At 49.2% G+C, this 24,887-nt stretch carries 28 protein-coding genes, 1 riboswitch and 1 other annotated feature; of the genes, 26 read left to right on the forward strand and 2 right to left on the reverse strand.

What is annotated here, in order from left to right; translation table 11 throughout:
• Positions 1 to 115: 115 nt before the first annotated feature.
• From CRN96_RS01800 to CRN96_RS01820, 5 genes are all read left to right on the forward strand, one after another.
• Complete coding sequence (locus CRN96_RS01800) at positions 116 to 598, forward strand: GNAT family N-acetyltransferase (RefSeq protein ID WP_097038536.1); 483 nt, start codon at positions 116 to 118, stop codon at positions 596 to 598.
• A 74-nt stretch (positions 599 to 672) separates the two neighbouring features.
• The gene (locus CRN96_RS01805; RefSeq protein WP_097038538.1) at positions 673 to 1,242 is read left to right on the forward strand and encodes a general stress protein; all 570 of its coding nucleotides are present in this window, start codon (positions 673 to 675) and stop codon (positions 1,240 to 1,242) included.
• Between the two features lie 78 nt (positions 1,243 to 1,320).
• Positions 1,321 to 1,752 (forward strand): VOC family protein, encoded by a 432-nt coding sequence (locus tag CRN96_RS01810; protein ID WP_097038539.1) that lies wholly within the window; start codon positions 1,321 to 1,323, stop codon positions 1,750 to 1,752.
• An 80-nt stretch (positions 1,753 to 1,832) separates the two neighbouring features.
• Complete coding sequence (locus CRN96_RS01815; protein ID WP_097038541.1) at positions 1,833 to 2,501, forward strand: O-methyltransferase; 669 nt, start codon at positions 1,833 to 1,835, stop codon at positions 2,499 to 2,501.
• Between the two features lie 3 nt (positions 2,502 to 2,504).
• Positions 2,505 to 2,933, forward strand: coding sequence for a GNAT family N-acetyltransferase (locus CRN96_RS01820; RefSeq protein WP_097038543.1), 429 nt, complete (start codon positions 2,505 to 2,507; stop codon positions 2,931 to 2,933).
• Positions 2,934 to 3,012: 79 nt separating this feature from the next.
• Here CRN96_RS01820 and CRN96_RS01825 read toward each other — a convergent pair whose 3' ends face one another.
• Positions 3,013 to 4,089, reverse strand: a complete 1,077-nt coding sequence (locus tag CRN96_RS01825; protein WP_097038545.1) for a YkvI family membrane protein — start codon at positions 4,087 to 4,089, stop codon at positions 3,013 to 3,015.
• A 200-nt stretch (positions 4,090 to 4,289) separates the two neighbouring features.
• Between CRN96_RS01825 and CRN96_RS01830 the strand changes: the two genes are divergently transcribed.
• The 7 genes from CRN96_RS01830 to CRN96_RS01860 all read left to right on the forward strand — a co-directional run bounded on the left by CRN96_RS01830 (position 4,290) and on the right by CRN96_RS01860 (position 10,487).
• Positions 4,290 to 4,799 (forward strand): YfiT family bacillithiol transferase, encoded by a 510-nt coding sequence (locus tag CRN96_RS01830; protein WP_097039651.1) that lies wholly within the window; start codon positions 4,290 to 4,292, stop codon positions 4,797 to 4,799.
• 79 nt (positions 4,800 to 4,878) lie between these two features.
• Positions 4,879 to 5,655 carry a hypothetical protein gene (locus CRN96_RS01835; RefSeq protein ID WP_097038547.1) on the forward strand — a complete coding sequence of 259 codons (777 nt, stop codon included), beginning with the start codon at positions 4,879 to 4,881 and terminating at the stop codon, positions 5,653 to 5,655.
• A 302-nt stretch (positions 5,656 to 5,957) separates the two neighbouring features.
• Complete coding sequence (locus CRN96_RS01840) at positions 5,958 to 6,608, forward strand: tropomyosin (protein WP_179647069.1); 651 nt, start codon at positions 5,958 to 5,960, stop codon at positions 6,606 to 6,608.
• A gap of 82 nt (positions 6,609 to 6,690) precedes the next feature.
• A riboswitch (SAM riboswitch) is annotated at positions 6,691 to 6,793 on the forward strand.
• Positions 6,794 to 6,853: 60 nt separating this feature from the next.
• Complete coding sequence (locus CRN96_RS01845) at positions 6,854 to 7,867, forward strand: methionine ABC transporter ATP-binding protein (protein WP_097038550.1); 1,014 nt, start codon at positions 6,854 to 6,856, stop codon at positions 7,865 to 7,867.
• Positions 7,860 to 8,519 (forward strand): methionine ABC transporter permease, encoded by a 660-nt coding sequence (locus CRN96_RS01850; protein WP_097038552.1) that lies wholly within the window; start codon positions 7,860 to 7,862, stop codon positions 8,517 to 8,519. The genes CRN96_RS01845 and CRN96_RS01850 overlap by 8 nt, the downstream gene beginning before the upstream one ends.
• Positions 8,520 to 9,326, forward strand: coding sequence for a MetQ/NlpA family ABC transporter substrate-binding protein (locus tag CRN96_RS01855; RefSeq protein WP_097038556.1), 807 nt, complete (start codon positions 8,520 to 8,522; stop codon positions 9,324 to 9,326).
• Positions 9,327 to 9,329: 3 nt separating this feature from the next.
• Complete coding sequence (locus CRN96_RS01860) at positions 9,330 to 10,487, forward strand: aminotransferase class I/II-fold pyridoxal phosphate-dependent enzyme (RefSeq protein WP_097038558.1); 1,158 nt, start codon at positions 9,330 to 9,332, stop codon at positions 10,485 to 10,487.
• Positions 10,488 to 10,673: 186 nt separating this feature from the next.
• On the opposite strand, the gene CRN96_RS01865 is transcribed toward CRN96_RS01860, so the two are convergent.
• Positions 10,674 to 11,096, reverse strand: coding sequence for a universal stress protein (locus CRN96_RS01865; protein WP_097038560.1), 423 nt, complete (start codon positions 11,094 to 11,096; stop codon positions 10,674 to 10,676).
• Positions 11,097 to 11,684: 588 nt separating this feature from the next.
• Here CRN96_RS01865 and mreC point away from each other — a divergent pair.
• From mreC to CRN96_RS01935, 14 genes are all read left to right on the forward strand, one after another.
• A complete protein-coding gene (gene mreC / locus CRN96_RS01870) occupies positions 11,685 to 12,533 on the forward strand; it encodes a rod shape-determining protein MreC (RefSeq protein WP_097038562.1) in 849 nt (282 codons plus the stop codon).
• A 1-nt stretch (position 12,534) separates the two neighbouring features.
• Positions 12,535 to 13,053, forward strand: a complete 519-nt coding sequence (mreD, locus tag CRN96_RS01875; RefSeq protein WP_097038564.1) for a rod shape-determining protein MreD — start codon at positions 12,535 to 12,537, stop codon at positions 13,051 to 13,053.
• A 42-nt stretch (positions 13,054 to 13,095) separates the two neighbouring features.
• Positions 13,096 to 13,167: a sequence feature (ribosomal protein L21 leader region), on the forward strand.
• A 13-nt stretch (positions 13,168 to 13,180) separates the two neighbouring features.
• On the forward strand, positions 13,181 to 13,489 hold the full coding sequence (gene rplU, locus CRN96_RS01880; RefSeq protein WP_072708083.1) for a 50S ribosomal protein L21: 309 nt from the start codon (positions 13,181 to 13,183) through the stop codon (positions 13,487 to 13,489).
• A complete protein-coding gene (locus CRN96_RS01885) occupies positions 13,489 to 13,809 on the forward strand; it encodes a ribosomal-processing cysteine protease Prp (protein WP_097038565.1) in 321 nt (106 codons plus the stop codon). Before rplU ends, CRN96_RS01885 begins: the two co-directional genes overlap by 1 nt.
• A gap of 10 nt (positions 13,810 to 13,819) precedes the next feature.
• Entirely contained in the window at positions 13,820 to 14,104 is a 285-nt protein-coding gene (rpmA, locus tag CRN96_RS01890; RefSeq protein WP_072708079.1) for a 50S ribosomal protein L27, read from the forward strand.
• Positions 14,105 to 14,212: 108 nt separating this feature from the next.
• The gene (gene obgE / locus CRN96_RS01895; RefSeq protein WP_097038567.1) at positions 14,213 to 15,493 is read left to right on the forward strand and encodes a GTPase ObgE; all 1,281 of its coding nucleotides are present in this window, start codon (positions 14,213 to 14,215) and stop codon (positions 15,491 to 15,493) included.
• Between the two features lie 8 nt (positions 15,494 to 15,501).
• Positions 15,502 to 16,077 (forward strand): Holliday junction branch migration protein RuvA, encoded by a 576-nt coding sequence (gene ruvA / locus CRN96_RS01900; protein ID WP_097038569.1) that lies wholly within the window; start codon positions 15,502 to 15,504, stop codon positions 16,075 to 16,077.
• 10 nt (positions 16,078 to 16,087) lie between these two features.
• Complete coding sequence (gene ruvB / locus CRN96_RS01905; protein WP_097038572.1) at positions 16,088 to 17,116, forward strand: Holliday junction branch migration DNA helicase RuvB; 1,029 nt, start codon at positions 16,088 to 16,090, stop codon at positions 17,114 to 17,116.
• 2 nt (positions 17,117 to 17,118) lie between these two features.
• Positions 17,119 to 18,168, forward strand: coding sequence for a tRNA preQ1(34) S-adenosylmethionine ribosyltransferase-isomerase QueA (queA, locus tag CRN96_RS01910; RefSeq protein WP_097039653.1), 1,050 nt, complete (start codon positions 17,119 to 17,121; stop codon positions 18,166 to 18,168).
• Positions 18,152 to 19,297 carry a tRNA guanosine(34) transglycosylase Tgt gene (tgt, locus tag CRN96_RS01915; RefSeq protein ID WP_097038574.1) on the forward strand — a complete coding sequence of 382 codons (1,146 nt, stop codon included), beginning with the start codon at positions 18,152 to 18,154 and terminating at the stop codon, positions 19,295 to 19,297. Before queA ends, tgt begins: the two co-directional genes overlap by 17 nt.
• 18 nt (positions 19,298 to 19,315) lie before the next feature.
• On the forward strand, positions 19,316 to 19,576 hold the full coding sequence (gene yajC, locus CRN96_RS01920) for a preprotein translocase subunit YajC (protein ID WP_097038576.1): 261 nt from the start codon (positions 19,316 to 19,318) through the stop codon (positions 19,574 to 19,576).
• A 59-nt stretch (positions 19,577 to 19,635) separates the two neighbouring features.
• Positions 19,636 to 21,954, forward strand: coding sequence for a protein translocase subunit SecD (gene secD / locus CRN96_RS01925; RefSeq protein WP_097038578.1), 2,319 nt, complete (start codon positions 19,636 to 19,638; stop codon positions 21,952 to 21,954).
• Positions 21,955 to 22,009: 55 nt separating this feature from the next.
• Entirely contained in the window at positions 22,010 to 24,283 is a 2,274-nt protein-coding gene (recJ, locus tag CRN96_RS01930) for a single-stranded-DNA-specific exonuclease RecJ (protein WP_097038580.1), read from the forward strand.
• Positions 24,273 to 24,791, forward strand: coding sequence for an adenine phosphoribosyltransferase (locus CRN96_RS01935; protein ID WP_097038582.1), 519 nt, complete (start codon positions 24,273 to 24,275; stop codon positions 24,789 to 24,791). Before recJ ends, CRN96_RS01935 begins: the two co-directional genes overlap by 11 nt.
• Positions 24,792 to 24,887 lie beyond the last annotated feature (96 nt).

The raw sequence follows: 24,887 nt of genomic DNA on the forward strand, positions 1-24,887 counted from the left end.
TGGTGGCGCTTTCAAAAAATCTTTTAAGATTAATGCCGGCTTGCTATAATATGGTAAAAAAGTGAGAGGGAGCACATGATCATACGCAAATCACTTATGAAATGAGAATCGGGAAATGAAACTACATATTGAAAATATGGAACGGGAATTTGCGTTGGAGATCCTGAATTGGAAATATGAAAAACCATATGATTATTACAATAACGACATGACAGCTGAGGATGTGAAGGAACTTCTGGACGGCACTTATTTTGCTCTGGTCAATGATAAGGAGGATCTGGTGGGTTTCTTCTGCATCGGCAAAAATGCCCAGATACCTGACGGTCATCAGTACGGCGTATATGTGGAGCCGTACCTCGATATCGGTTTCGGTATGGATCCTGAACTGACGGGGAAGGGGCATGGTTATGAATTTTGTTCATTCATCCTTAAAAGCATTGAAGAAAAGTATAGGAAGACGATATTTCGCCTGACTGTCGCCAAATTCAACGCAAGAGCCATCCATCTCTACGAAAACCTCGGATTTGAAAAGATGGAGGACTTCCGTGCTTATTCCAGGGAGTACTTGACGATGGTCAGGCATAGCGATTCAATATGACGAAGTAATTCCATCATTATATCCAGCCGGCCCGGGGTAATAGTGAAGTAAGAAAATGAACCGGAGGGATCACGATGAGCAGGATTGAAACGTTTGCCACTGAGCAGGAAGTGATTAAAAGGATAGATGAGTTGAAGTCTGAAGGTGTAGATGAAAATCAGATTACGCTCGTTGCGGGTCATGACCTTGAAGCAGGAGGGGCGTTCGAAGCATATTCAGGAGTGAAGATGAAAAGTTCGGAAGGCAGTGCCTGGGATAAAATCGCATCGTTCTTCACCAATGACCAACCTGAAGAGCGGGTGGCCGGCAGTCTGAATCTGACTGCTTCAGAAGAGCAGGAATTCATAAGATCATTGGATTCCGGTAAGATTCTGCTTTATGTGGACAAACAGGTGACTGTGTCGGGGCAGGATACAGGCTTCATAGGCGGCCCGGGTGCAGGGGCGGTCGGCGCTGATGGCATCAGAGGGACAGGCGGAGCCGGCAGAACGGACCTTGGAGCAGCAGGGATTGCAGGTGCACTTGATTCCAATGAAGATAGCACTGAAAAAGCCCGAAGCGATGAAGGAGTTACCTCCGACGAAGAACTGCGCAGACTCCGTGAAGAGGAAAACATCGATGAAATTCTCGGTGACAAGAAATGAAGGGATTGATGACCTCCAGGAAGTCATCGAAATGAGAACATTTTTATATACTTGCTTTAACCGAAAAGGGGGATGAACATGGACAGGATCAACTTGATCACAATAGGTGTCAGAGATCTTTCAGCATCAGTCGAATTCTACAGGAACCTCGGGCTTGAACCCTCTGTCATGGGACATGAGGCAGAGATTGAAATCGTGTTTTTCAGGATGAAAGGCTCGAAGCTCGCGCTTTATCCGATCGAGAAGCTGGCAGCAGAGACGGGACATGAATCAGGCTTTGTGAAAGGTAAGTTCAACGGTGTCACACTCGCTTTCAATGCCAAATCGGAAAAAGAGGTCGACCGGATTTTAAAAGATGTCACCAATTTCGGCGGTGAAGTCATACGTGAGGCAGCACCGACCGAATGGGGCGGGTACGGCGGTTATTTTACAGATCTGGACGGATATTACTGGGAAGTGGCATATGGATCAGATTGGGAATTTGATGAAAACGATATGCTCCTCATTTAAACGCACCTCCAGTTTTAAGGTGGATTTCGGTTTTATCTTTTAATGAAGTGGGAACATGTTTGAAAATGGAGGTAAGATGTATGGATATGAAAGAAACTTGGAAAGCTGTGGATGCTTTCATCGATGAGGAACTCCACATCTCGGATGAAGTCATGGAGTCGATATTGGAGAAGAATGAAGAAGCGGGGCTTCCGCCTATAGAAGTCGCTGCAACGCATGGCAAGATGCTTTACCTGCTGGCGAAGATGAGTGGGGCGAGCTCGATTCTGGAAATCGGCACCCACGGCGGCTACAGCACAATCTGGCTTGCCCGTTCTCTGCCGAAGGATGGTCTGATGGCAACACTTGAAGTGAGCGATAAACATGCGAGTATCGCTGAAGAAAACATCAGGAACGCCGGCTTTGAAGATCAGGTGACGGTGATCAGGGGTCAGGCTCTCGACAGCCTGCCGAAATTGATGGAGAAGGGCTATCCGCGATTCGATTTCATTTTCATTGATGCGAATAAGGACGGCTACCCTGAATATCTGGAGGAGGCGCTTGAAGTCTCCACGACCGGAACGGTGATAGTCGCCGACAATGTCGTGAGACAGGGGAAAGTGATTGATCCTGAAACTGAAGAAAATAATATTCCGCACATCAGGAAATTCATCGAGATGCTGTCAGAAAATGACGAGATCGAGACGACCATCATACAGACGGTGGGCCGAAAAGGATATGACGGCTTCCTGCTTGGAAGGGTAAAATAAAGAATGAATGACATCAGAGAATTGAAAACCGAAGCGGAGTTGACCGAAGCTTTTCCAATCATGCAGCAGCTACGGACACATCTTGGCCTGCGTACATATCTTGAGCTCATCAAGGAGGCTCAGGAAAAGCATGATTACAGGATACATGCACTTTATGATGAGCAGGAAATTGTTGCAGTGATCGGATACATGCCCATGACGACGCTTTATTACGGCAGATTTCTATGGATCTGCGATTTCGTCACTGATTCGAATAAAAGGTCGAAGGGCTATGGAAGGAAATTATTATCTTTCATCGAGAACCAGGCAGCAAAAGACGGATATGAAAGTCTGGCATTATCATCCGGCCTGCAAAGGGAAGATGCGCACCGATTTTATGAGGAAAAGATGAATTATGACAAAAAGAGTTATGTGTTCAAGTTGGATTTATAATGGAAGAAACGATTTTCTCTATACAATAAAAACTTAAAACAGACCCGGAGATTTTATCTCCGGGTCTGTTTGTTCATCATTACATCAGTTTCTTCTTCGTGTTTTTATTCGCAATCCATCTGATGGTGAGTGCAGCAGCTATCGCAAGGCCGATATACCCCAATATCGGATAGACGAAGTTCACCAGTTCAACGAAGCCGACGTTTGATATCAGGAAAGCGGCAACGAGTGATAGAGCAAGCATGATTTTATACCTGCCTGAGAAAGGTTCGGTGAAGCGCGTCAGGAACGGGTACATCAGACCGACCACTGAGTTGTATATCAAGAGAATGATGATAACTGAGTAGACTGTGCCGATCCACGGTGCAATCTGATCCGCCATTGCCATTGCAGGCAGCGGTACGGCGTTAGCTTCAGGCATGATGCTGAGTACACCGACATTGACGAGCAGCATCAGCAACATGATGATGAGGCCGCCATAGATAGCACCGCGGCGGGCAATCGCATGCCTGGAAGCTTCAGACCCCATGATGGATAAGAAACTGAAGGCTGTCGCGAGCGCAAGGCCTGCATAAGTAATCGCATCGAACCACCAGTATGCTGATGGTGTCCTCGTCGGATCGACGAAGTTGTCCACTTCCGAATATGGTACGGAAGGGTTCAATATGTTATAGCCGGTTATAATGATGACAGCTATGATCAATAGGGGTGTGATACCGCCGATGATGCTGATGATTTTTTCGAAATCCAAAAGCAGTGTAACTCCTGCAAGAAGGATTATGATGAGTACACCGACTTGCGGATGGATGCCGAATGACTGGTTGAATGTTGCACCGCTTCCGGCAATCATCACGACCGCAATTCCATAGAGGAAGAATATGAGCGCGTAATCGACGACCAGTCCGACCTTGGGGCCGAACAACACCCTGAGCGGGGTTTCATGGGATTCTGCGTTCAATCTGAATCCAAGCTTGGCAGCCTGCCTCCCTGCAAACATTAAAATCAGTGCAGCCACGATGATACCTAAAATACTGATGAGACCATGGCTTGCGAAGAACTGTAGCACTTCCTGGCCGGTTGAAAAACCTGCGCCCACGATGATACCCGCATATGCGAATCCGATTCTCCATGATGCAAAATTTTTTCCTTGTGACATATGTTCATCTCCTAATTACTGTGCATAATCATCATATATACTAATGAACATGTTATAAACGCATAACTTGGAAACTTTATACACTATAATAGTTATTTTATATTTATGGAGCCTCATTACAGGATATTGAAGCATGGGGTGAAATGCTTCAGAGTTATGATATATTAAAGAGGACAACAATCATGAAAAGGGGTATTCAGATGGATGTAAAATTTCCAATCGGCAAACTCGATGTGCCGGAAGAAGTGACTCATGAGAATGTAAAGGAATGGCTCTCACAAATCGAAACTTATACAGACCGGTTGAGGGAGACTGTAGGTAACTTGAATGATGAAGATCTTGATAAGACTTACCGCGAGGGCAGCTGGAACGTGCGACAGCTCGTCCATCACATCACCGATTCACAGCTCAACATGTACCAGCGTCTGAAACTGGCACTGACGGATGATGGCCCGACAGTTCCCGGGTTCAACCAGGATGAGTGGGCAAAGCAGCCGGACAATGAACTGCCGGTGGAAGTGTCGATCAAACTGTTGGAAGGCCTGAATGAGAGAATTGTCGCCCAGTGTGAAAACCTGACTGAAGAGCAGCTGGACCGCTACTTCATCCATGAAACGAACGGGAAAATCACCGTCGCGACCAAGGTTGCAAAGCTTGCCTGGCATGAAGAGCATCACCTGGAGCATATCAAGATCGCTCTTTCGAAATAGGAAATGATTTTCGGGACCGCTCTCTTTGAGGGGCGGTCCCTTTTTGTGATTAAAACAAGGCTTGGGGGATTACATAACAATGATTCATAAGATGTATAAGAGGATGGTTTGGGCAGCACTGGCAGGTACAGTGATTTCCATCGTTCCGTTCTTAATTTATTACCTTTTTTCCGGGGACCTCGAAAGTTTCCTGGTGTTCTCCATTATCATACTGGTGACCGGCCTGGTTTCAGCAGGCATCGGTCTTTATTTTGCGAATATCACTGAAAAACACGACCCGGGTCTAAATGAGCTGAAATACCGCTCAATCGACCATATCATCATCAAACAGGATATATGGTACTTCAAGAGGCTGATGATGTTTGATGAAAAAGGGAAGTACATCGGCATGGCGACGATGGACATTAAAACAATCAAACATTTTTTCCTCTCTTTCCTTTCACATTTCAGCATCATTGTGCCGATCGACTATCATCTCAGGGATCACCGGGGGGACCTCATCAGCATCTTTAAAAGAAGGGGGTTCAGAAGTGCGATTGTAGACATTTTCGACAATGAGAGGAAAACGATCGGAAGGGTGGAGTTTGACGAACTGAAAGTCATCATCAAATTCAAAGGAACGGTGTTTACCGAGGATGATTCCTACCCGGTGACGACGGAATTCCTCTTTGAAGATGCGGATGTGAGAGGGCTGCTGCACTTGTCGTCGTTCAGCAACGCAATCGCATACCATAATATTTTCAGGAGCATGCACAATGAAGTCGCAAAGCTGGATGAGCCTATCAGCACTGATACAGGGAAAGTCGCGCTCACCCTGATGGCGATACTTTACTATGTGAGATGGAACACTAATTGACGATTTAAATGACGCGGTACAGCCGGTCATCTACCTGTTTTTATGATATAATGAACAACAAATTATCCGGATTGCAGAAGCAGTCTCCACTTCCCTCACACAACTTTGAAAGCATCGAGGAAGATGCAGTTTGACGGGAAAAGGATGGTGCGGGGAACGGTTGTTGCTCAAGCAAAGAAGATATACCTGTATATCAAAGTATCAGCTGAACGTTTTAGGATCACCATCATGTCCACAGTTACAGTTTGAATGCATATGGTCTTTAGCGAGTATGTAAAAAACAAATGAAAAGAGGAACAGGGATGGCTGAGAATAATTTTGAACAGCAAGTGCTGCAGATGCTAGGGAATATGAATCAAAGATTTGACGGGATAGACCAGAGGCTTGACGGCTTTGATAAGAAGTTTGAAGAGATGGACCGGCGGTTTGAAACAATCGACCGCCGGTTTGATGAGATTGATGAAAAGTTCACCGTGATAGACCGCCGGTTTGATGAGATTGATAAGAAGTTTGTCGTGATCGACCGCCGGTTTGATGAGATTGATAAGAAGTTTGTCGTGATCGACCACCGCTTTGATGAGATTGATGAGAAGTTCGTCGTGATCGACCGCCGCTTCGATGAGATCGATGAGAAATTCGTGACCATCGACCGGCGGTTTGAGAAAATCGACCATCGCTTCGATGAAATGGATGAAAAGTTCCTGACCGTAGACCACCGGTTTGATGAAATGAATGAGAAATTTGTGAGCATGGACGGGCGGTTCACAGCAGTGGAAGGACAGTTGTCGGACCTGAACCGTAAGATGGATGGGATCCAGGAACAGGTGGTGGCCAATTCGGAATCGTTGACAGACCTGAAGGAAGCGGGGCGGACGCATCATTATTTGAGGGATAAGCTCGCAGAGCATGATGAGGAGATCTACCACCTCAAGAAAGCGGTTTTCGCGGAATGAATCCCGTAATTCAGGTTTAAGTCATGTGAGCTCCTCTTGCAATAGGGGCGCCTTTAATATATGATTAATCTCAATTGTATAGCAATTATCCAGAGCAGACGGAGGGGCTTGGCCCGGTGATGTCTCGGCAGCGGGCCACAAGGCACTGTGCCAATTCCAACAAGCAGATGCTTGAACGATAATCCATCCGGTCATCTGCATCAGTGCAGATGGCTTTTTTATTTTGAAGAAAAAGGAGTGAGTGCATGTCCATCGTATTCAAGGATGTAACGAAAACCTATTTACATAAGGGTAAGGAGATTAATGCACTGCGGCCGACTTCGCTGACGATCCATGAAGGCGAGATCTTCGGGCTGATCGGCTTCAGCGGTGCAGGCAAAAGTACTCTGCTCAGGCTGATCAATATGCTGGAGTCGCCAACCTCGGGGACGATCCATGTCGGTGATGTTGAGATGACGGCTTTGAGCAATAAAGACCTCAGGATCAAACGCCAAAAGATTGGCATGATCTTCCAGCAGTTCAACCTCATCGAATCGAAGACCGTTGCAGAGAACATCAATTTTGTATTGAAGGCTGCCGATTATCCAAAAGACAAGCGTGACGGCCGGATCGACGAACTGCTTGAACTGGTGGGACTCTCTGATAAGAAGACGGTGTACCCGAAGAATTTGAGCGGCGGCCAGAAGCAGCGTGTCGGCATCGCCCGGGCGCTTGCCAATGATCCCGACGTGCTCCTCAGTGATGAGGCGACGAGTGCTCTGGATCCCGATACGACGAAGACGATCTTGAGTCTTTTGAAGCGGATCAATAAAGAACTCGGCATCACCATCGTCGTCATCACGCATGAGATGGAAGTCATCAAGGAACTTGCAGAGCGTGTGGGTGTCATGTCGGATGGTGAAATCATCGAGCTCGGCGATGTCTACCAGATCTTCAGCCAGCCGGAACATGAAGTGACCCGGGGCTTCGTCCAGGACATCTATGACTTCGAAGTGCCGGCGCATATCGAAGAGACGGCGGAGAACCAGATCATCACCTTGAAATTCCTGCGTGAAAGTGCAGAAGAGAACCACCTGAACAAACTCTATCGGAACTATGACCTCTCCATCAGCATACTGAACGGGCGTGTGGAGTACATCAACGGCATCCCGCTCGGCATACTGATGCTGCAGGTGACGGGTGAAGCGAATGAAATCAGGCGGCTTATAGAAAGCATCGATAAGACGCCGGGAGTGGAAAGGGCTGAGATTTATGACTGATCTATCGAATTTATGGCCGCTGCTCTACAAGGCCTTTCTTGAGACGACGCTGATGGTGTCGATATCGATTTTCTTTGCGGTGCTCGTCGGACTGCCGCTCGGCGTGCTGCTGTTCATCACGCAGCATCATTTGTTGTTCAAGATAAAGCCCCTGAACCAGATCCTCGGGGCACTGGTGAACGTCATACGGTCATTCCCGTTCATCATTTTGATCGTTGCCATCATGCCGTTTGCGACATGGCTCGTCAATGCCTCACACGGTCCGGTGTTTGCGAGTGTCGCTCTGTCCATCGCTGCCGTGCCGCTGTTCGCACGACTTGTCGAATCGAGCTTCAACAGCATCCACAGCGGGGTGATCGAGGCGAGCATCGCAGGCGGTGCCTCGGTGTTCATGATTGTGACGGATGTCCTGATACCGGAAGCGAAGAAGGGCATCATACAGGCGATCACGCTGACAATCATCACCATCATCGCATTCAGTGCGACGGCAGGTGTGGTCGGCGGCGGTGGCATCGGGGACCTTGCGATACGTTACGGCTACTACAGATATGACACGCTCACGATGGTGGTCACTGTGATACTGCTGATCATCATCGTGCAGCTGATACAATGGATCGGTGACTTCCTCAGTCGCCGCGAGGAGGGGAAATAGATGCGCGGAATCTTATTGTTTTTGGCAGGCACTCTCGGTGTGATCATCCTCTCGAGTGTACTGTTATATGAAGATGAAGGTGAAGTCATCACGATCGGCGCCTCGACCGGCCCTTTCAGTGATATGGTGAACTTCGCGCTGAAGCCGCCGCTTGAAGAGATGGGCTATTCAGTCGAGATCATCGAGTACACCGACTATGTGCAGCCGAACAACGCGCTCCACAACGGCGACCTCGATGCAAACCTTTACCAGAACGTGCTGTTCATGGAGGATTTCAATGAGGAGAACGGCACCGACCTGGAAGCACTCGTCCAGGTGCCGACGGCGCCGATGGGTCTTTATTCGGGTGAATATGACGGCATCGAAGCGATAGAAAACGGCAGTGAAGTGGCGCTGCCGCTAGACCCCGTCAATGCGTCCAGAGGCTTCTTGACACTTGAGGAGGCCGGGCTGATCAGCATCAGCGAGGATGCGAATACATTCGCCATCGAAGAAGCGGACATTACAGCAAACAATAAAAACCTCGAATTCGTCTTCCAGGATGCAGGGCAGCTGCCGAGGAGCGTAGACCAGATCGGCCTCTCGCTTGTGCCCGGGAACTTTGCCCTGGCGAGCGGCATGGACCTGAATGATGCGCTCGCCCTTGAAGGGATGAATGAATATGTCAGGAACCAGGTGGTCATCAATGCTTCCGATGCCGACAGCCAGCTTGCCGAGGATCTGGTTACGGCGGTTCGTTCCGATTACTTCGATGAAGTCATCGATGAAGAGTTCGACGGTTTCGACAAACCTGAAGAGGAGGAGTAAGCGATGAATGAATTATTGAAGTCGGTGCCCGACAGTTACTTTGCCAGTGTCAATACATTAAGTGATGATCTCGATATCGGGGAGAAGCCTTTGATCAATATGGCGGTCGGCATACCGGACGGTCCGGCGCCTGAAACCGTCACGGAAGCGGTCAAATCGGCGGTCGATGACCCGGAGAACCACAAATACCCCGGGTTCCGCGGGCGCCCGGCATTCAAAAAAGCGATCATCGATTTTTACAGAAGGCACTATGATGTGGAACTGAAGGATGAGAACATTGCGATCCTGTACGGGACGAAAAGCATGCTCGTGCAGTTCCCGATGATCTTCATCGAACCGGGCGAGGGCGTCTATCTGCCCAATCCCGGCTATGCGGATTATGCCGCAGGTGTGGACCTTGCGCGGGGTGTCGAATATGAACTGCCGCTTCTGGAGGAGAATGATTTCCTCCCGGATTACGATTCCCTGAAGCAGGAAGAACTGGATAATGCCCGGCTGATCTATTTGAACTATCCTTCAAATCCGCTCGGCACCGTCGCTTCAAAAGAGTTCTTCGACAACACCATACGGCGTTTCAGGGACACCGGCATTAAAATTGTACACGATTTCGCCTATGCAGCCTTCGGTTATGAGGGCAGACATCCTAGCATCCTCCAGAGTGATCCGGATTTCAAGGCGGCGATCGAAGTGTACTCATTTTCGAAAAGCTACAATATGTCCGGGTTCCGGTCCGGTTTTGCGGTCGGGAATAAGGAGATGATCGAAGCGATCAATACTTATCAGGATCATACACAGACCGGCATGTGGGGCGTGCTGCAGGAAGCCTCCATCTCTGCATTGAATGAAGGCGACGCATTTCTCCTCAATCAGAAGGAAATCTTTGAAGCAAGGAAAGAGAAAGTAGTTCAGGCACTTTCAGAGTCGGGCGTCCCGATCCGTCCGATCGAAGGCGGCATATTCGGCTGGATCCGTGTGCCGGAAGGATTCGATGGCGAGAGTTTTGTGACTTATCTCCTTAAGGAGCAATCCATCCTGGCGACGCCGGGCATCCCGTTCGGTTCAAGAGGGAAGGATTTCATACGCATCTCACTTGCCGTCGAAGATGACAAGCTTGATGAGTGTATAGAGAGATTCAAAAGCATTGCAGAGCTATGGAAATAACAAAACCCGCGAGCCATATGGCTCGCGGGTTTTGCGTGTTCAGGTCCGTGGCTTCCTTCGCGCTGTGCGCCTAGAGGGACCGGCGGCATCATTGATGCAGACAGTCTGGATGAAGAGTGGAAGCAGCCTGAATGATTTGGTCATCGTGCGTAATTTCGGGAACATGTGATTTAGCGTAAAATGTGATTATTTGACTATCATAACCGGCTTATTGGAACGTTTCGCAATCTTGTGTGTGACTTGGCCCAGTACATGTTTGATTTCACGTTTTGCACGTCTGTTGCTCATGACGACGACATCGTAGTTATTGTTGTTGATCTTTCTTAAAATCGTCTGCCTGATCATTCCGGATTCGAACTCCACCTGATAATTCAGACCAAGTTCGTCGAGGCGTGTAAGGAAAGGTTCTAAGCGTTCTGCCCTCTCGTTGATGATATAATCAAGATGTTTTCTTCTATACTGGACGCTATCCGCATGCTCACCTTCAGATATGACGTTGAAAACTGTAATCATATGTTCTGGATCGTTACGGACGAGCTTCTCCAATTGTTCCGGGACGTTATCGAATGAATTGCTGAAATCATAGGGCAACAAGATATTTTTGTACATGGTTCCCACCTCTAGGTATTTGTTATTAAAGTATAAGGTACTAGGATTTTATGAAATAAGCAATCACTTAGACCCAACTTTTTTAAATTTTTTTCTGCGGGCTCCATTCGAGACTATGGTTTATCCGTCAAAACGTTGATGCGACGCGTTAAATTGAATACTTAACGCTTATTAAAATAATACCCTTTATAAATAGAATAAAACCATTGTAAGGGAGGCGGGCGGATTTATGCCGGATTTCACTTATACATTAAAACAGTGGTGTTTAGAACAGGGTACAAATATGTCAGGTTTATGAAAAGTGTCATTTGTAAATTATATCTTGCTGTATACCCTTGATTCATACGTGATATATAGTTAACATATAGTTATACAAAGACGACATAACAAGGTCACTTGTTCACAGGGACAAGACCTTTTGATAGAACACTCTTGTTCTAGATATCATATATTATATTATTATCTTTCATAGAGGGGCCGGGAAACCGGCCCCTGTTTTTATGTGATTTTTCCGTAATATATATATTTATTAAGCGTGTCCGGATATGGTATTCTTTTATATACATGGTTTACCGGAGGAGTGGCTCAGTGAATAAACTTTTAAACAGGAATAAGATGCTGATCATCTTATTCGGGATCATAATATTGATAGTATTCATAGGATTTTCCATGACGGACAGGTCGTCGACGACAAAGGCTGAACAGTTTACAGGGGATACGGTCGCCGCCTCCCAGTCCATCATCGGCGCACCCGTGCAATTCGTCTCGAATATATTCTCGAACGTGACGGGGATGTTCGGGGCGGCAACGGAAAACGAAGCTTTACGCGCCCAGCTGGAAATGATGCCCCAGATGTATGCGGATATCGAACGTCTGGAGGCTGAAAACGAGAAGCTGCGGGATGCTCTTGACGTCAGTGCCAAAAGGAAATATAACACGGTCAATTCAAGGGTGATCTCCCGTTCCCAGGACCAGTGGCTGAATAATTTCACCATCGATAAAGGTGAGAATGACGGTATAGAGGAAGGGATGGCTGTCATGACACCGGAAGGTCTGATCGGTACGGTCAAACGGGTCAACGGTAACTCAAGCTTTGTCGAAATGATCACGACGAGCGTTTCCCAGAACAACTTATCGGTGGAAATCCATAATGGCGATGATACGATTTACGGTGCAATCGACCGGTATGACAGCGAAAAGGGGCTGCTAGTCATCGACAACATACAGAATACCGCAACCGTCGAAGCGGGCGACCCGGTGTTCACAAGCGGCCTCACCGGGGATTTCCCGGAAGGTCTGAACGTCGGGGAAGTGGTGCAGGTCGAAAATGATGAATACGGATTGAGCCAGAATGCATTCATCCAGCTCTTCAGCGATCCATCCGAAGTGGATGTCGTGTTCGTGCTGGAGCGCGATCCGGACTCGCAGGTCGATTGATATGAGGGTTATTGTAATATTCATGATGGCGCTCGTGTTGATGTACGGAGATTTTTTATTCGCGGAATTCAGCCCCTTCAATCTTGGCCAGCTTACCGTATATACGGTGCCGAAGCTGCTCCTCATGTTCATCCTCCTGATGTCGGTCTACATCAATCCGTCGATCAGCAGTTTCTTTGCGATCGTCTTTGGTGTGCTGATCGATATATACAGCGGTCTTGTCTACGGGGTGCACACATTCGGCATGGTGGCCTTCGTGTTCTTCATGCATACGGCATTCAGGGTGTTCTACAAGGACTTTGTGGCGATGGGGTTCGTCGTGCTGGTCCTCACATTCTTATATGACGCCTACGTCTATATGATCTACAGGATACTCGGTCTTGTCACACTGCCTGTGTTCGACTACATCGCCCTCCGGGGTCTGCCCAGCCTGATTTTGAATGCATTGCTGTTCATCATCGTCTTCATCATCACACTGAAGACTTCCAAAGTGCGCAAAAACCTGCTGCCCAAACATTGACACGGAGTGTGGCGGTTGGTATAATCTAGAAGTTGATAAATTTGTAAACATCAACCGCTCAATCATGGGTCCAAGTGATGAATCCACCTGTGGATGGCGTGTCTTAAACAAATCAGGAGGTGTAAGTATGTTTGCAATCATTGAAACCGGCGGTAAGCAGGTTAAAGTGGAAGAAGGTCAGACGATCTTCGTTGAAAAGCTGGAAGCAGAAGAAGGTGCAACGTTCACTTTTGACAAGGTGCTTCTCGTAGGAGGAGACAGCGTCAAAGTAGGTGCCCCTACAGTGGAAGGTGCAACTGTATCGGCGAAAGTTGAAAAACACGGCCGCGGCAAGAAGATCACAGTTGTCAAATTCAAACGCAGAAAGAACTACAAGCGTAAACAAGGTCATCGTCAGCCTTATACAAAACTGACAATCGAAAAGATCGAAGCTTAATGATTAAAGTCAATATTCATGAAGACGCCCATGGCCGCATCAAATCATTCGAGATGAGCGGGCATGCGGATTTTGATGAGTATGGGAAAGATATTGTCTGTGCGGGTGCCTCGGCAGTCGTGTTCGGCAATGTCAATGCAGTGCTTTCCATGACGGAGTCGAATCCGGAGATCGATCTCGGGGAAGACGGGGGATATCTCCATTTCAACGTCGCCGATCCGGATGATGAAAAACTGCAGACGATTCTTGGAGCGATGATCATTTCATTGAAGACTATTGAAGAAGAATACAATGAGTATATAAGAATCGAATATTTGTGAGGTGAATGACATGCTAAAATTAAACTTACAGTTCTTTGCATCGAAAAAAGGTGTAGGTTCGACAAGAAACGGACGTGACTCCGAATCAAAACGCCTTGGTGCTAAAAGGCAGGACGGTCAATACGTCACAGGTGGATCCATCTTATTCCGTCAGCGCGGAACGAAGATTCACCCGGGTGAAAATGTAGGTCGCGGCGGCGATGATACATTGTTTGCAAAAATTGACGGCGTGGTTAAATACGAACGTCTTGGACGCAACAAAAAACGCGTTTCCGTTTATCAGGAAGCGAAATAATTTTGTAACCTAAAGCATCAGCGGCTGCTGATGCTTTTTATTTTGATTGCATAAAAGTACATAGTATTTTTATCAATGGTATAATATTAAAGTGATTGAGGTGAGAATATGTTCGTAGATCAGGTTAAAATATTCTTAAAGTCAGGCGACGGCGGCAACGGACTCGTCGCATACAGGAGAGAGAAGTATGTGCCGATGGGCGGACCGGCCGGCGGTGACGGCGGTGACGGGGCAAGCATTATTTTCGAAGTGGATGAAGGCTTGAGGACGCTTCTTGATTTCCGTTACCAGCGCCATTTCAAGGCGAAGCGCGGGGAAAACGGCATGAATTCGAATATGCACGGCAAAAACAGCGAACCGCTCATATTGAAAGTGCCGCCCGGCACCGTCATCAAAAAGGTCGAAGACGGCGAGACGCTTGCGGACCTTACGACGCACGGCCAGCAGGCGGTCATCGCCAAAGGCGGGCGCGGCGGACGCGGGAACTCGCGTTTTGCATCCAGCCGCAACCCGGCACCGGATTTTGCGGAAAACGGCGAACCGGGTGAAGAATTCGAAGTCACGCTTGAACTGAAGCTGATGGCTGACGTCGGACTGATCGGATTCCCGAGCGTCGGCAAATCGACGATTTTGAACAGTGTGTCGAGGGCGAAGCCGAAGATTGGTGCCTACCATTTCACGACGATTGCGCCGAATCTCGGTGTCGTGCAGTCGGGCGACGGCCGTTCATTCGTCATGGCGGACCTGCCTGGGCTCATTGAAGGTGCTGCAGAAGGCTCCGGACTCGGCCACCAGTTCCTGCGTCATATCGAGCGGACACGCGTCATCGTCCATGTGGTGGACATCAGTGAAATGGAAGGACGCGATGCTGTGGAGGATTACCACGCCATCCGCAGGGAACTCGGTGAATACAACCCGGTGCTCCTTGAACGTCCGGAAATCATCGTCCTGAACAAGACGGATCTGCTGGAAGACAAAGAGGTCATCGACTTGTTCATCGAGGAAGTCGGCAGTGATAAGGAAATCATTCCAATATCCGCCGCAACCAATGAAAACCTGCAGCCGCTGCTCTACAGGATCGCCGATGCACTTGATGCCGCAGAAGAGGCGGAAGTGGAAATCGATGAGACTGAAGAGCGTGTCGTCTACAGGCATGAAAAAGATCCGGATGCATTCAAGATCAGCCGGGATGATGACGGTGCCTACGTCGTCAGCGGACCGAGCATCGAGCGGATGTTCATTATGACCGACTTCAACCGGGATGCTGCAGTCAGGAGATTTGCCCGCCAGATGCGTTCAATGGGCATAGATGATGCCCTTCGCGAAAGAGGGATCCAGGCAGGGGATACTGTCAGGATACTCGGCGGAGAATTTGAATTTGTAGAATAGGTGAGGAAATGTATCAGTATATAGAAGGTACCGTGGCAAAAGTGTCCCCCCACAACATCACGATAGACGTCTCTGGTGTCGGGTATTTGATCCATGTCCCGAATCCATTCCGTTTTGAAAGTGATCTGGGGACGAAGCTCCGTATATTCACTGAATTGATCATCAGGGACGACAGCCATACTTTGTACGGTTTCAAGGAAGAGGAGGAAAAATCACTCTTCCAGAACCTGCTCAAAGTGAAGGGGATCGGACCGAAAAGCGCACTTGCCATTTTGGCATCGAGCGCACCGGACGATGTCATCACTGCAATCGAGCGGGAGGACCAGACATTCATGAGCAAGTTCCCGGGCATCGGTAAGAAGACCGCAAGCCAGATCATCCTTGATCTGAAAGGTAAACTTGAAGCGGGCAGCGGGGCTTCTGCACCGGTGGATGATGATCATGTCAAAGAAGCCGTGCTTGCACTTGAGGCGCTCGGCTACAGCAGGAGGGAACTTGCCAAGGTGGAGAAGAAACTGCATGCAGAAAGCTTTGAATCGGTGGATGCCGCAGTGAAGGCAGGCCTGAAATTATTAGTTCAATAGAGGTGTTATTATGAATGTACATGATGACAGAATTTTAGATGAACATCAGAATATGGATGATATGGATATTGAAATGTCCCTCCGTCCCGAATATTTGAAGCAGTATATCGGGCAGAGTGCGATGAAGAGGAATCTCGAAGTATTCATCGAGGCTGCGAAAATCCGCGGGGAAGCGCTCGACCATGTTATTTTGCACGGCCCGCCGGGTCTTGGCAAGACGACGCTTTCAAATATCATCGCCAGGGAAATGGAAGTCAATATACGCACGACTTCCGGGCCGGCCATAGAGCGTGCGGGGGATCTCGCCGCCATTTTGTCGAGCCTTGAACCCGGGGATGTCCTGTTCATCGATGAAATCCATCGTCTGCCGCGTGCTGTCGAGGAGATCCTTTATTCAGCCATGGAAGACTTTTTCATCGATGTCGTGATCGGCAAGGGGGAAGAAGCGAGGAGCATCCGCATCGACCTGCCGCCGTTCACACTCGTCGGTGCGACCACGCGTTTCGGCAGCCTGAGTGCCCCGCTGCGCGACCGTTTCGGTGTCCAGCTGAGGCTTGAGTACTATGACATCGACAGTCTGATCACCATCGTGCACAGGACGTCCGAAATCTTCAACATTGATATCGATGAAGACAGTGCCATTGAACTTGCGAAGCGTTCGAGGGGAACGCCGAGGATCGCAAACCGCCTCCTCAGACGGGTGAGGGACTTTTCCATGGTCAAAAATGAGACATCGGTCTCCCTCGAGACCACCAACCATGCCCTGAAGGTGCTGGAAGTCGATCCGATGGGTCTCGATCCGGTGGACCACCGCATCATGAACACCATCATCGATACATATAACGGCGGTCCGGTCGGACTGGAGACGGTTGCTGTGTCGATAGGGGAGGAAGTCATCACCCTGCTTGATGTATACGAGCCTTTCCTGATCCAGCAGGGCTTCCTTGAGCGGACGCCGAGGGGCCGCAGGGCGACGGCGAAAAGTTATGAGTATTTCAAACAGGGCGCACAGCCGAAAGTTTTTGGAAATGAGGAATGATTTTGAAGCTTGAAGAGTTTGATTTTGAACTGCCGGAAAAATTGATTGCACAGACACCACTTGAAGACCGTACAGCAAGCCGGCTGCTCGCATTGAATAAAGACGACGGCACGATCGAAGACCGCACGTTCAGCGATATCATCAAGTACTTCGACAAGGGTGATGTGCTCGTCCTGAACGATACTAAAGTGCTGCCCGCACGCCTGTATGGGGTGAAGGAGGATACGGGTGCGAAAATCGAGATGCTCCTCCTCACCCCGCTGGAGGGCGGTTACGAAGTGCTGATCCGCCCGGCCAGGAAAGTGAAGGAAGGGACGAAGATCGTCTTCGGCAACGGCGAGCTCATTGCAGAATGCACTGCAACTTTCGATGAGGGCATCCGTCATATGAAACTGCATCATGAAGGTATCCTTGAAAATGTCCTCGATGCACTCGGTGAGATGCCGCTGCCGCCTTACATAAAAGAAAGGCTTGAGGATAAGGACAGGTACCAGACGGTGTATGCAAAGGAGACCGGTTCTGCTGCAGCGCCGACTGCAGGACTCCATTTCACGGATGAACTGCTTGATGAGATTGAAGCGTCCGGCGTCAAAATCGTCTACATCACTCTCCACGTCGGCCTCGGCACCTTCAGGCCGGTGAGCGCGGAAACGATCGAGGACCATAAGATGCATTCGGAATATTATTTGATTACAGGTGAAACCGCTGATATATTGAATGAGGCGAAAAGTGCTGGCAAAAGGATCATCAGTGTGGGCACGACCAGCACACGGACACTAGAGACGGTCATGAGGGACCACGGCGCTTTCAAAGCTGCAAGTGGATTCACGGACATCTTCATATATCCGGGGTTCAGGTATCAGGCTGTGGACACGCTCATCACGAATTTCCATCTGCCGAAATCCTCGCTCGTCATGCTGGTGAGCGCATTCAGTTCAAGGGAGAAGATCCTGGATGCATATCAACACGCCGTTGAAAAAGGTTACCGTTTCTTCAGTTTTGGGGATGCGATGATCATCCATGGAGGTAAAAAAGATGGCAATACGCTATGAACATATAAAGACATGTAAACAGACGGGTGCACGGCTCGGCAAGCTCCATACACCGCACGGCGTGATCGATACACCGATCTTCATGCCGGTCGGGACGCTTGCGACGGTCAAATCCATGACACCTGAAGAACTTGCAGATATAGGGAGTCAGATCATACTGTCGAACACGTACCACTTGTGGCTCAGGCCGGGCAGCGACCTCATCAGGGAAGCGGGCGGACTCCATAAGTTCATGAACTGGGATAAGCCGATACTGACCGATTCCGGAGGCTTCCAGGTATTCAGCCTGAGCGATACACGGAAGATCGAAGAGGAGGGCGTCCATTTCAGGAGCCATCTCGACGGGTCCAAACTGTTCCTGAGCCCGGAAGGGGCCATGGACATCCAGCATGACCTCGGCTCCGACATCATGATGTCATTTGATGAATGTCCGCCGATACCTGCTGAGCACAAATATGTGAAGGATTCGATAGAGCGGACGACGAGGTGGGCCGAAAGGGGCCTTGAGCATCATCTGAAAAAGGGCCGGGATAAACATCAGGCACTGTTCGGCATCGTCCAGGGCGGCGAATATGAAGATCTCCGCGCCCAAAGCGCAAAAGACCTGGTCAGCATGGACTTTCCGGGCTATTCCATCGGCGGGCTGTCCGTCGGTGAACCGAAGCCGGTGATGTACAGGATGCTTGAACACACAATCCCGCTGCTCCCGGAAAATAAACCCCGCTACCTTATGGGCATCGGCTCCCCCGACTCCCTGATAGAGGGTGTCATCCGCGGAGTGGATATGTTCGACTGCGTGCTGCCGACCAGGATCGCAAGAAATGGCACGACCATGACATCGAAAGGCAGGGTCGTGGTGAAAAACAAAAAGTTCGAACGTGATTTCACGCCGCTCGACCCGAATTGCGACTGTTATACATGTAAAAATTACACTAAGGCATACATTCGCCACCTGTTTAAAGCCGATGAAATACTCGGGCTCAGACTTACCACTTATCATAACCTGTACTTTCTGTTAAAATTGATGGAAGATGTTCGAACTGCGATTTTAAATGATAATTTATTAGATTTTAAAGAAGCGTTTTTCGAATCATATGGATTGAATGTTGAAAATCCAAAAAACTTTTAAAGGAGTGTTATAAGAAGAATGGAATTTATCATGCCACTATTACCTTTTATTGCAATCATCCTGGTAATGTATTTCCTGATGATCCGCCCTGCGCAAAAGAAGCAGCGTGAGGTCCAGCAAATGCAGGAATCATTGCAGAAGGGCGATGACATCATCACCATCGGCGGCGTCCACGGCCGTGTCGAGTCATTCGACCAGAAGCATATGTACATCCTCACAGATGATCAGGGTACAGTACTCAAGTTCGAAAGAGTTGCATTAAAAGAAGTTGTTAAATAAACCAAAGTCGGCACTCGTTGTCGGCTTTTATATTTTAATTTGGCATCATTAACGTTATAATGAGTACGTTAAGTTTTGAAAAAATAGAGGTGTCACATTTGAGGAATAAGTTAAGTTACATAATTTTGGCTTTGATCGTGAGCATCGGCCTGGTGACGGTCGTCTCACTCACTGCAGAAGATGTCGGGGAGGACGTCAGTCTCGGGCTCGACCTGCAGGGCGGATTCGAAGTGCTTTACGAAGTGGAACCGCTGAATGAGGGGGACGAGATCGATGATACGGCAGTCACAAGCACTGCGAGTACACTGGATTCCCGTGTGAACGTCCTCGGGGTCTCCGAACCCAATATACAGATAGAAGAGGGTAACAGGATCAGGGTGCAGCTTGCCGGTGTGGAAGATCAGACTGAGGCAAGGGAGCTGCTCAGCACACAGGCCGAACTGACCATCCGGGATGTGGAGGACAATCTCCTCTTGTCGGGTGCGGACCTGGTCGAAGGCGGCGCGAGCCAGAACTTCGATGAATTCAACAATGCGATCGTGTCCCTGGAACTGAGGGATGCGGAGCAGTTCAGGGACATCACGGAAGAGATTTCCGAGCGCCCGCCGGGTGAAAACCTGATGGTCATCTGGATGGACTTCGTCGAAGGGGAGGATTCCTTCATCGAGGAGGCCCAGACGGAAGACCCGAAATTCATCTCGGCACCTACTGTGAGTGAGCCCATCTACTCGACGGAAGTCATGATTTCCGGCGGTTTTGAAGGCCAGGAAGGCGTGGAGCGTGCACAGAACATTGCAGCACTTTTGAACTCGGGCTCTCTGCCTGTACAGCTCACCGAGGTGTATTCGACGTCCGTCGGGGCGCAGTTCGGTGAGCAGGCGCTGCAGGAGACGGTCCTTGCTGGCCTGATCGGTGTCGTGCTCGTATTCATATATATGATCGGATTCTACAGGCTCCCGGGCCTAGTGGCGACGGTCACGCTGATCGTCTATATTTACCTGACGGTTTTGGGCTTTAATATGATCAACGGCGTCCTGACGCTGCCCGGCATAGCCGCCCTCATCCTCGGGGTCGGGATGGCGGTCGATGCCAACATCATTTTATATGAACGGCTGAAAGATGAACTCCGGATCGGCCGCAACATAAAGACGGCTTACAAAAAGGCGGCGCAGAATTCGATCTGGACGATCCTGGATGCAAACATCACCACCTTGATCGCAGGCCTTGTGCTGTTTGCATTCGGCACAAGCAGTGTAAAAGGATTCGCCACCATGCTGATCCTTTCCATCGTGATGAGTTTCGTCACTGCTGTATTCCTGACAAGGGTGCTGATGCGGCTCATCATCCACTCCGGTTACCTGAACGATAAATTGTGGTTGTTCGGCATCAGGGAAAAAGACAGGTTCAAACTGAGTGAAGGCAAGGATATCGAGGATTTGAAGACACCTTGGGATCGTTTCGATTTCGTGAAGCATACGAAGAAATACTTCATTTTCAGCGGGGTGCTCCTGCTGCTCGGCCTTGGTTCACTCGCCGTCTTCAACCTTAACCTCGGTGTGGATTTCACAAGCGGCACAAGGGCGGATATCGAGACGACCGATGAAGCTGGTGTGGACGAAGTGGAGGCCACACTCGCAGAACTCGGCACACCGCCGGACAGCATCACCACCTCCGGTGAAAATATCGTGGTGGCACGGTACACCGTTGATCTGCCGCAGGATGAAGTGACGATGCTTCAGGACACCTTCGAAGAAATGTACGGCACGGTCCCTATGATCAGCACCGTCAGCCCGACCATCGGACAGGAGCTGGTGCGGAATGCGATACTCGCACTGCTGATTGCATCGGCCGGGATCATCGTTTATGCATCCATCCGCTTCGAGTGGAGGATGGCATTGCCGGCGGTCATTGCGCTGATGCATGATGTGTTCATAATGGTCGCTTTGTTCTCCATCTTGAGGATAGAAGTGAACATCACGTTCATCGCTGCCGTTCTGACCATCGTCGGTTATTCCATAAATGATACGATTGTGACGCTGGACAGGATCCGTGAGAACCTGCGTAAAATCAAAGTGATCCGGAGCGAGGAGACGATCGATATGATCATCAACCGGTCACTCAGACAGACGGCGACCCGGTCCATCAATACGGTGCTTACGGTCGCGCTGGTCGTATTGCTTCTTGTAATGTTCGGAAGCAGCTCGATATTCGGCTTCAGCCTCGGTCTGCTGATCGGTCTGGTGAGCGGCGTCTATTCTTCCTTCTTCATCGCCATCCAGCTATGGGGCGTCCTGAAGAAGCGCCAGCTCAGGAAGAATGATGGTGAGCTGGTCGTCTATGAAGACAGCAAAACGAATGATGAGAAGATTTTAGTTTAATACTATTTAAGAATGCCTGGAGGTTCCGGGCATTTTTTTGAAGGATGAAGAATCTATGTTTAAATCCAAATATGAATGGAAAGTCCGTAATACCGGCGAGGTGCTGCCAGAGTCACTCCAAAAAAAATACCGTTTGAACAGCTTAGAGCAGCATATATTGGAAAACAGGGGCTATACGACCGACGAACAGCTTAAAAGCCTCTATGAAACCGGAACCCATGATGAGAATGGCATCTTCTCCATGGATGAGGCCGTTTCGAGAATAGAAGCGGCTGTGGCCGGAGGGGAACGCATCCTCATATACGGCGACTTCGATGCGGATGGCATCACGAGCACTGCCATTTTATACACGGCACTGAAAAATGCCGGGGCGGCTGTGGATTACCTCATCCCAAACAGGATCGAGCATGGTTACGGGCCGAACATCGACCTCTTCAAATCACGGGTCGTCGGCCGCCATGATCTCGTGATCACGGTGGACAACGGTGTTGCCGCTGTGGATGAGATCGGCTTCCTCAAAAGTGAAGGCATCGATGTGATTGTAGCGGACCACCATGAGTTTGCAGATACGCTTCCCGATGCGATCATCGTCCACGCTGCACATCCGGAAGGGGAGTATCCGTTTGAACACCTTGCCGGTGTCGGGATCACGTATAAACTGATCACCGCCCTCGGACTCGCAACCAGTGACATGCTTCAGCTCGTGGCCATCGGCACGGTCGCGGATATGGTCAGCATCACCGGCGAGAATAAAAAGCTCGTGATCGACGGCCTGCAGCAGATCAACGCAAACCCTTTGACCGGGGTAAGGACGCTGCTGTCCGTTTCAGGACACACGGGCGCCGTGGATGAGGAAACCATCGGCTTCGGCATCGCACCGAGACTGAACAGTTCAGGGCGGATCGCAGATGCGGAAATCGCAGTCGAATTGCTGTTGACGGAAGACAGGACGAAAGCTTTCGAGCTGGCCTCTGAACTCGAGGCCCTGAACGATGAAAGGAAAGAGATCGTCATTGAAACATTCACTGATGCAACGGGTCTCTATGAAGAGGATGAGGATATCATCATCGTCCGCGGTGAAGACTATCATCCCGGTGTCATCGGCATCGTCGCATCGAAACTGACGGAGGCTTACGGCAAGCCCGCCATCGTATTCACTTTGGACGGGGCCGTATACAGGGGGTCCGCCCGTTCGATCGACGGGTTGAATCTGCTTGAGGCTGTCAAGGAGAAGGATGGTTTCATCAGCAAAATCGGCGGCCATTCACAGGCATTCGGCATTGAAGTGGCGGCTCATGAATTCAACGAATTCAAAGAAGCCGTCGAACAGCATTTCAAGGACAAGGAACTGTCACTCAAACCCGTGAAATATATCGACATGATGATTGAAAAAGATGAGTTCAAATTGGCCGAATTCGAACGGTTCGAAAACCTGAAGCCTTTCGGACAGGGGTTCACCAGGCCCATCTTCATGATCAATCAGGGCCGCATCGAGAGCGTGCGGCAGGTCGGCAAAGACAAGAACCACATCAAGATCACTTTTCAGGACATATCCATCGATACGATCGGCTTCAACTTCGGGCATCTCTTCCATGAAGTATCCGCCGGGGACAGGATCAGCCTTGTCGGGACGGTCAACATCAACGAATTCAACCAGACGAGATCACTTCAGATGATCATTCAGGATGCGGAAATATCCAATGTCCAGATCATCGATATGCGCAGCCGGGTGAACCAGAACTTCGATATGATATCGCCTGAAGATCATTTTTTGATCAACCGCGGCAAGGAGAAGAAGTCCCAAAACTACTACCATTACGGCGAGCAGCTGCCTTTTGCGATTGATACGCTCGTGCTGCGTGATCTGCCGGAGTCACTCGCGCTGCTTGGAGAATCGATCAAAAACATCCACGTCTCCAAGATCATCATGATCTTCAATACGAAGGAAGAGTTTTATTTCACCGGGGCACCGGACTTCAGCCTTGTGGAGGGCGTATACCGGCTGATCAGCGACAGGGAGGATGGTTCCATCAATCTGGCCACCGATGCCTACGCCTTTGCGGACCACTTCAATATCAGCATGAAAATATTAAAAATGGTCACAGATATACTGGAAGAACTCGAGAAAATCGAAGTGAAAAATGGTATAATCAATAAGAAAGACACAAATAACGAACTCACTGAAAGTGAAGTCGAAAATTCGAAGGTTAAATCTGCCATCGATCATAGGATTCAATCAGAGGCTAAATTGAAAATGTCCTCGACACAGGAATTGAAGAACTACATTAAGATATTGATTGCAGATGATGGAGGAAATAATGAATCTTAAAGAGTATGTATCAGAAGTACAGGATTGGCCCAAAAAGGGTGTGAGCTTCAAGGACATCACGACGATCATGGACAACGGCGAGGCGTATGGCTATGCGACTGACCAGATCGTCGAATTTGCCAGGGAAAAGGAAGTCGATATCGTCGTCGGACCGGAGGCGAGGGGGTTCATCATCGGATGTCCCGTGGCATACAGCATGGGTATCGGTTTTGCACCTGTCAGAAAAGCGGGCAAACTGCCAAGGGAAGTCATAGAATATGAATATGACCTCGAGTACGGCTCGAACACGCTCGCGATGCACAAAGATGCGATCAAACCGGGTCAGCGGGTGCTGATCACAGATGATCTGCTCGCCACAGGCGGGACGATTGTTGCAACGATCAAGCTTGTCGAGGCACTCGGCGGCATCGTCGCCGGCATCGCATTTCTGATAGAGCTTGAATACCTTGGCGGCAAGAAGCTGCTCGATGGTTATGAAACGATATCATTAATCTCATATGATGCTTAAAAAGTCTGTAAAACCAGGCTTTTTTTTATAGCGGGATTTATTTGTTTTATGAATTATAGTATGATGGTTCTATCTATTTTAATATAAGGGCGGTGA

The organism is Salinicoccus kekensis (genome assembly GCF_900220995.1).
Classification (GTDB): Bacteria; Bacillota; Bacilli; order Staphylococcales; family Salinicoccaceae; genus Lacicoccus; species Lacicoccus kekensis.